Raw genomic sequence first — 12,423 nt, forward strand, 5'->3', positions numbered from 1 at the left:
CGGACGATGGCCGTACCCGAGACCACCGAAGGCGTCCTGGGATCCCCGGCGCCCCGCCGCGAGGGCCTGGCCAAGGCCACCGGGACCGCGCGCTACGCCGCCGAGCACACCCCGCCCGCCTGCGCCTACGGCTGGCCGGTCGCGGCCGCCGTACCGCACGGACGAATCACCGCTGTCGACGACGCCGACGCGCTCGCCCTCCCCGGGGCGCTGGCCGTCCTCACCCACGAGAACGCCCCCCGCCTCGGCGAACCCGACGACCCGACCCTCTTCCTGCTCCAGAACGACCGGGTGCCGCACCGGGGCTGGTACGTGGCCCTCGCCGTCGCCGAAACCCCGGAGACCGCACGGGAGATGGCGCGGCTGGTGCGCGTCTCCTACGAGGAGGAGGACCACGACGTCCTCGTCCGCACCGACCACCCCGGCCTCTACCACCCGGAGTGGGCCAACGGCGGCTACCCCGGCGACTGGGAGCGCGGCGACGTCGAGGCCGAGTACGCCGCCGCCGCACACCGGATCGACGCCACCTACACCCTCACGCCGCTGCACAACCACCCCATGGAGCCACACGCCGCCACCGCCCTGTGGGAAGGCGGGCACCTGATCACCTACGACTCCAGTCAGGGCTCCACCACGGTCGGCGAGGTGCTCGCCGCCATGTTCGACCTCGCCCCGGGGCAGATCACCGTCGTCGCCGAGCACGTCGGCGGCGGCTTCGGCTCCAAGGGCACCCCCCGCGCCCCCGTCGTGCTCGCCTCGATGGGCGCCCTGCACACCGGCCGCCCCGTCAAGGTCGCGCTGCCCCGCCGCGAGCTGCCCGCCGTCGTCGGCCACCGCGCCCCCACCCTGCAACGGCTGCGGCTCGGCGCCCGCAGCGACGGCACCCTCGCCGCCCTCCAGCACGACGTGGCCACCCACACCTCCACCCTCAAGGAGTTCGTCGAGCAGGCCGCCGTCCCCTCCCGCGTGATGTACGGCGCCGACGCCATCCGCACCGGCCACCGCGTCGCCCGCCTCGACGTCCCTACCCCCTCCTGGATGCGGGCACCCGGCGAGGCACCCGGCATGTGCGCGCTCGAATGCGCCATGGACGAGCTGGCGGGCGCCCTCGGTCTCGACCCCGTCGAGGTGCGGCTGCGCAACATCCCCGACCGCGAACCCGACAGCGGCAAGCCCTTCAGCAGCCACCACCTCGCCGACTGCCTGCGCGAGGGGGCACGCCGCTTCGGCTGGGAGCACCGCGATCCGCGCCCCGCCTCCCGGCGCGAGGGAGACCTGCTGCTCGGTACCGGCGTCGCCTCCTCCACCTACCCGGTGCTCGTCGCGCCCTCCACCGCCTCGGCGCAGTCCATGGGCGACGGCACCTACCACGTGCGGATCAACGCCACCGACATCGGCACCGGGGCGCGCACCGTGCTGGCGCAGATCGCCGCCGAGGAACTGGGCGTGGCCCTCGACGCCGTCCGCATCGACGTCGGCAGCAGCGACCTGCCCCACGCGCCGCTGGCCGGCGGCTCCTCCGGCACCGCCTCCTGGGGCTGGGCCGTCCACAAGGCCTGCCGCGAGCTGCGCGAGTCGGACGGCAGCGTCGTCACCGTCGACACCACCTCCGACGTGGAGGCTCAGGAGGAGTACGCGCGGCACGCCTTCGGCGCCGTCTTCGCGGAGGTCTCGGTCGACACCGTCACCGGCGAGGTGCGCGTCCGCCGGCTGCTCGGCGTCTTCGCCGCCGGCCGCATCCTCAACGCCCGCACCGCCCGCTCCCAGTTCATCGGCGGCATGACCATGGGCATGGGCATGGCCCTGACCGAGCACAGCTCCCTCGACGCCCGGCTCGGCGGCTTCGTCGAGAAGGACCTGGCCGGGTACCACGTCCCCGCGCACGCGGATGTCCCCGACATCGACGCGCACTGGATCGAGGAGCACGACCCGCACCTCAACCCGGTCGGCGGCAAGGGCATCGGCGAGATCGGCATCGTCGGCACCCCCGCCGCCCTCGCCAACGCCGTCCACCACGCCACCGGCCACCGCGTCCGCGACTTCCCCCTCACCCCGGACCGCATCGGCGTCCTGGGCTGAACGGCTGCCGAGTGGCCTGCCGAGCCGAGTCGGTGACCGTCGTGAAAGCCTGCTGAGGCCCGCCCCAGGTGGGCCTCAGCCGCGGCCCTGCGGCGTGAACGGGGTGTCGCACTTGACGGCGGCGCGAGTGTTCTTCGCCGCCTCCTCGGCGGCCTTCACAAGAGCGCCGCGCACCTCTTCGCTGTGCTTCGACCGCGACTCGGCCCGGACGTAGAGGTCGGTGTCCTCCTTGCTGCCCTTCTTCTCCGTGCAGGGGACGGTCACCATGGCGGTGTCCGTCGTGGACCAGCTCTTCGGATAGCCCGGGATCTTCTCGCGCTTGCGCTGTTCCTGCCGGTACGCCCTGTCGTCGGACGGCACGTCGTAAGGGCGCTGTTCGACGGAGAGCTTGAAGGGGGCGCTCTCCTCGTTGTGGACCGCGCAGTGCGCCTGATACCGGCCCGGCTTGGAGACGACTTCGTTGGAGGTGTTCATCCCCGGAGCCGGCGGGACAACCGGGTCCAACTCCTTCGTCGGAAAGGCGAGGAGCTGGACTCCGCAGATACTTTCGTGCGTCGCAGAGAACGCCTTCGGCTCCTCCCGCTGCCAGAGCGCCCCGCCCACCGCCCCCACCGCGGTCAAGGCCAGGGCGAGAGTGGTGAGGAGGGTCCAACGGATCCATCGTGCGGGTCGTGCGGTGTCACTCATCAGTCGGCGCGCTCCGTGGGCAGACTTGCTACTTGATCGCTTGAACTGAGGTAGTCGGCGGTGCCTTGCACCCTGTCCTTGGCCTGCCCGAACCCCTCTTCGGCGAACTTTCCGGCCCAGGCGTCCGAGAGGTCGATGTGGTGCTGCTTTTCGAGCTTGCTGAGAATGGCCCAGTTGTAGTCCACTTCCCGGGTCATCTCCCGGTTGTACAGCGTGTAAGCGGCGTGCGCTTTGTCCTGGGCCTCGTGGTGGGAGATGAGCGCGTCTGCGTCGCTCGAAGCTGCGGAGAACGTTCCGCTCGTGATCGATGAAATCGCCGCAGCCGCTACGGGGTTCTGCATCTTGGCGACCCCCATCGCCAATCCTGAAGCGACTCCCGCACCTGACCACAGCCTATCGCTCAGGGTAGCTTTCTCGAAGTCTGCGTCACTGGCGACGGCAGGACCGATAAGGGCCTCCTGGCGGCCGATTGTCAGCGTCCCGGACACCTCTCCTGAGGTCTTCAGGATTTCCTCTGCTGTCTCTTTACGGCTCGCACCGTACTTCTCTTCCGCAGGTGTATCGGGCGAAAGATAGTGGTCCAGCGTCTCTGCGGCGTATGCCTTTTGGGCCTGGGGCACCGTAGCGTGTGAATCCGGGTCCTGACCGAGCGCGAGAAGGAAATGTGTGGCATCCATGTGGTTGATGTCCGCCTGCGCGCCGGACATCGGGAACAGCTTGGCCTCGGCCATGGCCTGCTCCCGCTTCGCAAGCGAACTGCTGTGGATGTCGCCGTAGTCCGCTCCGTCTTTCATGGCCCGGTAGATGTCAGGTGTGTATTCGGCGGCTGCTCTACCCAGCGCCTCATGCATCCCTGGAGCCATCGTGATGTGGTCACCTCTGGACGCGACACCTTTCATGAGCTCGGACATGATGTGGGCCTCATCCTTCGTGTGAGACGGATGGAGATCCACCGGCGCGTCCCACGAGTGGCCTGTCGTCGCAGATGTAAGGGCACGGCCGAGGGCCGTCCGGGAGGGAACCACGTCCTTCTTCGGATCGAAGTCGGGATTGTTCGCTCCGTCCTGAATGTACTCGCGATCCCGAAGCAGGTAGTCGAAGTGACCCTTGTCGTTGAAGAATTCCGTGGAGGCGGGACCGTTGTGACCCATGGCCTCCAGGAAACCGGTCATGGGATCCGCTCCCTCGTCGGCTTTCGGGCCGAAGTTGAGGTAGTCCACCGGCTTCAGGCCCTCGCTGAGCCACTTGCGGTAACCCCGGTCCTCCTCGCGTCCGCTCCGCGCTTCGAACGGCCTCTTGTCCTCCTTGAGCAGTTTGTCGCCGTAGTCATTCAGGAAGTTTCCGTCCCACTTCCCGGTGCGCATGAGGTTGCTCATGACCTGGAAGCCGTAAGGCGGCGGGGCGTCGTGTGTGCCCGGCTTCGACAGAGCAGGTAGCCGGTTGTCGCCGAGGGCGATGACGTCGTGCTTCCACTGTGTCATTTTCGGTGAGTCGGAGTGGCTGGCCAGCGCAAGGGTGGTGCCGAGGTTGTCCTGGAGGGCTGCGAGCTGTTTGCGGCGTGCCGCGCTGAGTCGTTCTTCCTTCGGGAAGCCGTACTCGTCTTCACCGTACTCAGGTTGCGCTGTCCTGTTCCAGAACTCCAGTATCCCTTTCGCGCCCTTCCGGGTGGCGAACTGCTCGGCGAAGTCGGAGTTTTTCGCGTTCTTGGCCAGCAGGCCGTTGAACTTGGAGAGTTTTTTCGTGTCCTTCTTCAAGTCAGGATCGTGGGCCAGCTTCATCAGGGCATCGACGTCTTCCTTCGTCTCCGCCTTGACATCTCTGAGGTGGCCCGCGATGTCGTCGTTGAAGCCCCTGCCGGGTGGATCGATCTGCAGCACCGTCTTCAAGGCGTGATCGGCCTTGCTCGCATCCGAGATCGCCGTGCTTATGCGGCGGTTGCACTCGTCGACCTTTTGCTGAAGCTTTTCGAGGTCCGGTATGTCGTCCTCGTGGTTCTGGTCGATGGAGACGACGCCCTTGCTCTCGTCGAGCTTCAGGTAGTTTTTGCCGCCGTTCCCGGGCTTCGCGGTCACGGCCTTCTCGATGCTCCTGATCTCGTCCTGAGAGAGCTCGAAGGTCGAGAGCGCCTCCGACATGTCGATGCTGATCTTTTCGGCTTGCCCGGGGGCCTCTGTCATCTGGTGGTGGACGTTCTTGAACTTCTTGAACGCCGCCTCGGCGGTTTCGCCGTACCAGCCTGACTGCACCAACGGGCCGGATACGGTGCGACTGAAGGTGGTCGTTACGGTTTCGATCTTCTCGGGGAGCTTCTTCCACTTGCGCACCGCGTCACGTAGCGGTCCGAGATCGGCGTCGCGGATGGCGGTGTATTCGAGTTCCGGCGTCGACACGGCAGGCCCCTACGAATCGGTCTCGTTGTCGGTCTTCGGCTGTGGGGCGTGCGGGCCCATCGGCTCAGGGGCGTGCGGGCCCATGGGCCGGGGAACGTACGGGCCGAGCAGCGGCTTGTCCGTACCTCGCGCGTAGGGGCCGTACAGCGGACTGTTGTTCGGGGTGTCCCCGTACGGAATTCTGTCGATCTCGGACTTGCGTCGGACGTCTTCTGCCTTGAAGGTCCCGGCAGCGGAACGGAGAGCCTTGGCGACCCCGGAGTAGAGGCCGTCGAGATACTTCATCTGCTCGCGCCACAGCTTCTGGAAGTCCTTGAAGGCCTCGTCGCTTGCGAAGCCTTTCAACGAGCCGGGAACCTGCTCGGTTTCCCGCATGGCCTCGTTGTCCGTCTTCTGAAAGTCGTCACTCACTTTGTCCGCTTTACCCGCGAAGGAGCGAAGGGCGTGAGGTGTCACCTTGATGCCCTAGTTGCCGCCCTTGCCGCCGTCATCTTTGCCTGAGGAGGCGAGCTGCATGGAAGTGGACTGCTTCGACCGGGCGTTGCTCACCAAACCCGCCCATTCCTCTCCGAACGACACGGATCCCCCCAGTCGCTTGTGATCGGTTGAGGCTTTCAGAGGAATCTACAAGATGAGGGGAGCCGATGTCTTCATGCTCCACTTAACTAACACATGACCGCATAGCGGTGTGGTCCTGTTGAAAACGGATGCCCTGTCTCGCACCCCCGCTCCACCCCCCGGCGAAAACCGGGTGCTCGGCGGTTGTCGTAGCGGTCACCATGAGCGGTATGGCAGGTACGCGGGTCAGGTGGAGCAGCGCCGTCGGGGAAGCCGGGTGGATCCGGGGGCGGTTGACGGAGTTCGACGGTGGGACGGCCACCTCGGTGGTGCCGGAGGGGTTCGCGGCGTACGCGCGGGTGCTGCACCCGGTGACGGTCGGCACCGGCGCGGGTCAGGACGGGGAAGCGGTGCCCGTGCGGTGGCGTCAGGTCGCGGCGTGGAGCGGTGCCGAGCTCACCCCGCAGGCCCAGTTCCACGACATCGCACTGCCCGAGCACGCCCCACCCGGCCCCGCCCCCTGGGAAGGTGACGGTCCGCAGGAGGGCACGCTGAGCGCGGCCGACGGCGCCGTGCTGGCGGAGCTCCTGCGGGCGTACACGGACACCCCCGAGGAGTGCTGGTTCTGCCTGTGGGACGGCTTTGGCTGGGACACCGCCGTGCGCTTCGGCTTCGAGGCCGACGACACGGGCGCCGTGGCGGAGGGCAGTGTGACCCGCGGCGCGGTGGGCGAGGGCGATCCCGTGCCGGAGGCCGTGCGCGCCGGGCCGCGCGTCGAGCTGCCGTACCGCGAGTACCTGCTCCACACGGGCGCCGTCGAGCAGGCGCTGGCGTTCGTCCCGGAGCAGGGGCAGACGGCCAACCTGTGGTGGCCGCGCGACCGCGCCTGGTGCGTCGGCTCCGAGATCGACCTGCCCTTCACCTACGTGGGCGGCTCCCGGGAGCTGATCGACCGCCTCACCGCGGACCCGCGCCTGGAGGCCCAGCGGGTCGAGCCGTCCCACTCCCACCTGGTGAAGCTGCACGGATGGCTGGCCACCGCCGTCGAGCGGGCCGTCGGGGAGCTGCTGGCCACCGGCACCGCGACTCTTGCCACGCCGTACGCCACCCTCACCGCCCACCTGCGATGCCCGACCCGGCTGCGCCGGGGAGTGCTCCGCATCGGGACGACGGGCGGTGGCGCCCCCGCGGGTCCGGGACTCGCCGGGCCCGAGGCCGACTTCGGCTTCGACGGTGACAGCGGCGAGAGCGAGACGTATCTGGAGCGGGGCGACGGCACCGTGGACCGGGACGAGATCGTCGACGCGCTCACCTGCGCGCTGACCGACCTGGCCCACGCGTGACGAAGGCGCCGCGGGATGCCCCCTGTTACCGGGCCGACTGCGAGAACGGCATCACGGTCGACGACCCGTCCGAGGACACGCTGCTCATGCTGATACGCGACCTGGACAGCACGGACAACACCTTTCTGGTCCTCCAGTCCGACGGGGCCGCGCAGCGCTCGTCCGCCTGGTTCGCCACGGTCGCCGTGCTGGAGGAGGGCGGCTACGACGTGGTACGCCGCGATCCGTCCCGTGGCGAGCACGAGGCGGCCACGCGCACGCAGCCCGCCCGCATCGCCCACGACCTCACCCGCTGGGCGGCCGGCCGCCCGGCTCCCTCACCCGGCGGCTGACCTCCGGCGGCCGAGGCGGGCACCCAGGTGGTCCTCGGTCTCCCGAGGGCCTTGGCGGGGGAGCCCGCGTCGAGGGGCGGCTGCGGGCCGTGCTCGACCAGGAGCCGGCAGGACCCCGCTTCCGCCCGACGGCGCCCGGCCGGTGGCCGCAGGGACACGAGCGTGACGATCCCTGCCGGCCCTATCCGGTGCTCCGGCTCCCCGTGCCGGGCCACGCCTGCCGGGCGCCCCCCACCCGCCGGACGGCGGCCTGCGGGTCATCCCACGCCCGCGCCCCGTGCGCGGGGCGTGCCCAGTGCCAGCCGTACCGCCTCCAGTGCGCTGGCGAACGAGACCTCGCTCAGCACGCCCGGGGCTGCTACCTGGTCGCCGACCAGGTAGCAGCCGTCGCCGCGGTCGACGGCGGGGCGGTCGCGCCAGCAGGTGCCGGGGAGGTCCACGGCGCCGGTCCGCCCGTTTGCCGTCGCCTCGGTCCGCCGTACGACGCGCTCGCGCCACCCCGCGAAGGCGAGGTCGAGCAGGTGGTCGCCGCGGGCCAGCGCGTCGCCCCGCTTCTCCTCGGGAGCCAGCGGGAACTGTGCCTGGATCAGCGCCTGTCCGGCGGGTGCCAGGGAGGGGTCGGCCGCGGTGAACCGCTCGATCCAGCCGGGCGCGTCGAGGTCGGAGACGACGAAGGGGTCGCCCGTACGGGTCTCCAGCACCAGGTCCAGCAGGGCGGTCCGTCCGCTCGGCCAGCTCAGCGTCGGATCGTCCAGCAGCCCGCGTGCCGCCGCCAGCGAGGTGGCCACCACCACGGGCCCGTGCTCCCGTGCCTCGGCCAGCGCCCCGGGACCGACGCGCGACCCGGTCTCGATCCGTACCCCCCTCTCCCGTGCCCGCTCCGCCATCCGCGCCACCAGCGAGCCCCAGCCGCCCCGCACGTAGTGCGCCTCGGGCGGCAGCTTCGAAGCGCGCCGCATCCGCTCGTGCGTGAACGCCGCGGACAGCTCGCCGGGCGCATGGTGGAAGGTGGCGACGGCGGCGAAGTGTGCCGCCGCCCGCGCCGTCGCCTCCCCCGCCCGCTCCGCCGCCCACTCCAGGTACGGCACGTCCATGGGAGCGTCCCGCGTGCGCCGCAGCCGCAGCAGCCCCAGGGGCGGCATCCGGTGCAGGGCCCCGTCGTGGTGGAACCGCATGCGCAGCCCCTCCGCGGCCGGTACGCGCGCCATGGGCGGCAACAGCTTCCGCTCCCTCAGCCAGCGCCAGTGGGGGCCGCCGTCGTAGAGGACGTGCGGCCCCTCGTTGGTGCGGTGCGGGCCCAGGGCGGTGCGCGCCCGCCCGCCGAGCTCTTCGCGCGCCTCGTGGACGGTGACCTGTGCGCCGGTCTCCGCCGCGCACAGGGCGGCGGTCAGCCCGCCGAATCCACCGCCGACCACGGTGATCCGCCGGCGTTCCCGGCGGCCGGTGCTCTCACCCATTCGGGCCTCCCGCATCTCGCTGCTCGTGCTCTCGCACGTCCCGTTCGCGCGGCCGTCGTTCACCGCCCGTACCCGTCCGACGGGCGGGGCGCCCCGCGATGTGACACGACCGGGGCGCCTGGCCGGAGCACGGCGCGGGGCGCGGCGGCGGGGGTGCCGTGCCGGAGCGAGCCCGCGCGCCGTGACCCGGTCCCTCCTACGCTGGGCTCGCGAGACGTCCTCACCGGCCACGGAAGGTGCGGCAGCCATGCCCGAACTGCCTGACGTCGAGGGTTTCCGGCGGGTCCTCGCCGACTGCGCGCAGGGGCGGACGATCGAGCAGGTGACCGTGCGGGACGCGGGGGTGTTGCACGGGGTGTCCGCGGGGCGCCTGAGCCGGCTGCTGGAGGGGCGCAGGTTCACCGAGCCCGAGCGGCACGGCAAGTGGCTGCTGGCGCACACCGGCGGCCCCTGCCTCCAGTTCCACTTCGGCATGACGGGCCGTCTGGTGTGTGCCGAGGCCGACGAGGAGCCGCATGCGCACGACCGGGTGCTGTTCACGCTGGCCGGCTCGCGTCAACTGCGCTACCGCGACCAGCGCAAGCTCAAGGGCCTGTGGCTGGCCGACGACCCGGAGGCGGCCCGCCTGCTCGACGAGCAGGGCCCCGACGCCCTGACCGTCTCCCGCGGCGACTTCGAGGCCGTGCTGGCCGGCCGACGGCGCCGTCTGAAGGCCGCCCTCACCGATCAGTCGCTGCTCGCCGGCCTCGGCAACCTGCTGGCCGACGAGATCCTCTGGCAGGCCCGGCTGCATCCGTCGCGTCCCACCGACTCCCTCACCGGGAGGGAGCGGCGGGCGCTGTACGAGGCGATGCGCCGGGTGCTGCGGACCTCCGTGCGCGCCGCGCACGTGCCGCCTCGCGAGGACTGGCTGACCGGCCACCGGGACGCCCCGGGGCCGGCGCCGTGCCCCCGCTGCGGCACCCGCCTGCGCTCGGGGCGGGTGGCGGGCCGTACGACGTTCTGGTGCCCGCACTGCCAGCCGGATCCGGGCTGAGGGCCCTGCCGGCTGCGGGACCGACGACAACGGCTGAGGGGCCTCTACATGGCGGCCAGCACCCACACAAGTATAGGTGTATAATACAAATAAATCGCGATCCGAATGGAGGGTGTGACCCGGCTTGGCCTGGACGGCATCGCTCACGCACACCGTACGCAAGGGCTTCCACACGGAACGGGCCTTCGCCGACCCCTGGGCCCTCGCCCGGGCCGTGCTCGCCGTCGCCCTGGGAGCCGCCCTCGGCTGGGTCCGCGGCGACATCCTCGCCACCACGATGATGAGCGTCGGCGCCTTCATCTGCGGCATCGGCACCCTGCTCGCACCCCTGCGGCACCGCCTGGTCAACGCCCTCGTGACGGCGCTCGCCTTCAGCGCCGCGGCGGTACTCGGCGTCTTCCTCCAGCCCGCCGGCTGGTACTTCCTCATCCCCCTGGCCGTAGCGGCCTTCGTGGCCGGCCTGTGGCGCGCCCTGGGTGCCGCACCCGGCATCCGCGCCTGCCTCGTCGTCATCGGCATGCTGATCACCGCGGACGTCTCCCCCGGCACCGGGGCGGGGCTGGAGATGGTCGCCTGGATCGCCGTCGGCGCCGGGTTCGTCGTCCTCGTCCAACTGCTGCCGCCGTACGGCCGCCGGCACGCCGCGCAGCGCCGCAAGCTCGCCGAGGTCTACGCCTCCCTGGCCGACCACGCCCGCCGGGAGGGCACCGCCGCCGTACCGCCCGCGCACGGCAGCCCGCGCAGCGAAGCGGAGGCGGACCCGAAGCCGGACCGGACGGTGTACGCCTCACCGGCCCCCTTCTCCGCCGCCCGCACCGCCCTGGGGCTGCTCCCTTCCGCCGCCCGCCCCGCCGCCTCCCCCCTCTACGGGCTGCTCGGCGAGGCGGAGCGGATCCGCCGCGCCCTGTACGCGGCGCAGGGCGCCCGCGGCGTGCCGTACGACGACCTGGCCGACGCCCTCGACGCCGTCGCCCGCACGATCGCCACCGGCCGGCACCAGGAGAACCCCGCCCGAACCCACGACCCCCTGCACGCCTGGCACGGCACCCTCGCCGACACCCTGCGCTCCCGCCTCACCGAGGCCGCACGGCTGGCCGCCCTCGCGGCGGACCCCCAGGCCGCGCCGACTGCCGACGACGGGCCGCACGAGGAGATCCCCGCCCTGTGGCAGCCCGAGGGGCCCGTCCGCGGCGGGCTGAGGCGGATCGCGGCGGAACTCGACCCGAGGCTGACGGGCACCCCCCTGCTGCGCCACGCCCTGCGGGTCGGCATCGGCACCACGGCCGGTGAGGCGGCGGGCCGCGCCGTCGGCGACTTCTGGGGCCACGGCCTGCCCGCGCACGGCTTCTGGGCCGCGCTGACCACGATGCTGGTCCTCTTCCCCGACTATCAGCACACCTTCGCGCGGGGCTGGAGCCGCCCGGTCGGTTCCGTCGCGGGCGGCTTCCTCGCCTGGGGACTGCTCCAGTTCTCCTGGTCGCACGGCGCGCTCGCGCTCGCCACCGTGGCCTTCTCCGCGGTCACGTTCACCCTCCTGCGTACGGGGCAGCACACGCTGAACCTGGTCCTGACCGCCTGGATCGTCTTCCTGCTGCACCAGATGGGCACCGCGCAGGGCCTGGTGGCGTGGGGCCGCCCGGCCGACACCGTCCTCGGCGCGGTCATCGCCCTGGCGGTCTTCCTGCTGCTGCCCAGTTGGCACCACCACCGCATCCCCGACCTGCTGGCACGCTGGCTGCGCACCCAGCAACGCCTGCTGCCCGCGCTGCTGACCGGCTACGCGGACGCCGACTCCGTCGACCGCTCCGCACTGGAGGAGCTCCGCTGCGCCACCCGCAGAGCCCGCGAGGAGCTGGAGTCCGCCCTCGGCCACCTCCCCCACGAACCGCGGGGCCACCGCGCCCGCTGGACGCCCGACGAACTGGCCCGCATCCGGTCGGCCGTCTTCTCCCTCACCCGCTGCACCGCGCTGCTGACCGAACACCTGCCGCGCGACCCCGCGGAGACGGTGCCCGAACTCGCCGAGTTCGCCGCCCCGTTGCAGGATCACCTCACCGCGCTGGAGGCGGCGGCACTGGAGGGGGAGACGGTACGGCCCGGGGACCTGCGCGCAGTGTTCACCACCCTCTCTGCGAAGAGCGGCCTGGCATGGGTGGCCGACCCCGCCTCCCCGTGCGCTGTCTCCACCCCCCGGGCACGTGCGCTGGCCACCTGCCTGCGCACCGTCCTCGTGCTGGAGTCCCTCACCGCCGAGCTGTCCCCCTCCGCCCCGGCGCCCGCGCCCTTTTCACCGCCCGGCCCGACCGCACCCGACGGCCCGACCGTGCGGGCCGAGCCGACGGGCACCGCCCGCCACCGGCGCCCCCGCTCCCACACCCGCCGCGCGGTGCCCGGGGCGCATGCGGCGATGTGAGGGGCGCCGTCGTCAGGGCGTGTCCGTGAGGCGGTCACCGGGCCTGCCGTGTCCGGGTGGCCGCCCGCCCCCAGGATCCGTCCGCCCGGCGGGGAGCGGAACCGCCCGCCGGGCGGGCCTCGAACTGT

Annotated in this window: 9 protein-coding genes; 5 read left to right on the forward strand and 4 right to left on the reverse strand. The window is 71.6% G+C overall.

Annotation, left to right across the window (positions count from 1 at the left end):
• Nucleotides 1-6 precede the first annotated feature (6 nt).
• Nucleotides 7-2,079, forward strand: coding sequence for a xanthine dehydrogenase family protein molybdopterin-binding subunit (locus H297_RS0126655; protein WP_027739538.1), 2,073 nt, complete (start codon nucleotides 7-9; stop codon nucleotides 2,077-2,079).
• Between the two features lie 75 nt (nucleotides 2,080-2,154).
• Here H297_RS0126655 and H297_RS0126660 read toward each other — a convergent pair whose 3' ends face one another.
• Genes H297_RS0126660 through H297_RS0126670 form a run of 3 tightly spaced genes read right to left on the reverse strand, consistent with a single transcriptional unit; the run spans nucleotide 2,155 to nucleotide 5,612 of the window.
• Complete coding sequence (locus H297_RS0126660) at nucleotides 2,155-2,766, reverse strand: hypothetical protein (protein ID WP_158693753.1); 612 nt, start codon at nucleotides 2,764-2,766, stop codon at nucleotides 2,155-2,157.
• A complete protein-coding gene (locus tag H297_RS0126665) occupies nucleotides 2,766-5,156 on the reverse strand; it encodes a hypothetical protein (RefSeq protein ID WP_027739540.1) in 2,391 nt (796 codons plus the stop codon). The genes H297_RS0126660 and H297_RS0126665 overlap by 1 nt, the downstream gene beginning before the upstream one ends.
• A 9-nt stretch (nucleotides 5,157-5,165) precedes the next feature.
• Nucleotides 5,166-5,612, reverse strand: coding sequence for a WXG100 family type VII secretion target (locus H297_RS0126670; protein ID WP_158693754.1), 447 nt, complete (start codon nucleotides 5,610-5,612; stop codon nucleotides 5,166-5,168).
• 332 nt (nucleotides 5,613-5,944) lie between these two features.
• On the opposite strand from H297_RS0126670, the gene H297_RS38630 reads away from it, so the two are divergent.
• Nucleotides 5,945-7,057 (forward strand): hypothetical protein, encoded by a 1,113-nt coding sequence (locus H297_RS38630; protein WP_051352205.1) that lies wholly within the window; start codon nucleotides 5,945-5,947, stop codon nucleotides 7,055-7,057.
• A complete protein-coding gene (locus tag H297_RS0126680; RefSeq protein ID WP_027739542.1) occupies nucleotides 7,054-7,389 on the forward strand; it encodes a hypothetical protein in 336 nt (111 codons plus the stop codon). The genes H297_RS38630 and H297_RS0126680 overlap by 4 nt, the downstream gene beginning before the upstream one ends.
• A 257-nt stretch (nucleotides 7,390-7,646) precedes the next feature.
• Here H297_RS0126680 and H297_RS0126685 read toward each other — a convergent pair whose 3' ends face one another.
• Entirely contained in the window at nucleotides 7,647-8,846 is a 1,200-nt protein-coding gene (locus H297_RS0126685; RefSeq protein WP_037795511.1) for an NAD(P)-binding protein, read from the reverse strand.
• Nucleotides 8,847-9,093: 247 nt separating this feature from the next.
• Here H297_RS0126685 and H297_RS0126690 point away from each other — a divergent pair, with 247 nt between their 5' ends.
• Nucleotides 9,094-9,882 carry a formamidopyrimidine-DNA glycosylase gene (locus H297_RS0126690; protein WP_027739544.1) on the forward strand — a complete coding sequence of 263 codons (789 nt, stop codon included), beginning with the start codon at nucleotides 9,094-9,096 and terminating at the stop codon, nucleotides 9,880-9,882.
• A gap of 124 nt (nucleotides 9,883-10,006) precedes the next feature.
• Complete coding sequence (locus tag H297_RS0126695) at nucleotides 10,007-12,295, forward strand: FUSC family protein (protein WP_027739545.1); 2,289 nt, start codon at nucleotides 10,007-10,009, stop codon at nucleotides 12,293-12,295.
• Nucleotides 12,296-12,423: the final 128 nt, after the last annotated feature.

This window comes from Streptomyces sp. CNT360 (assembly GCF_000424785.1).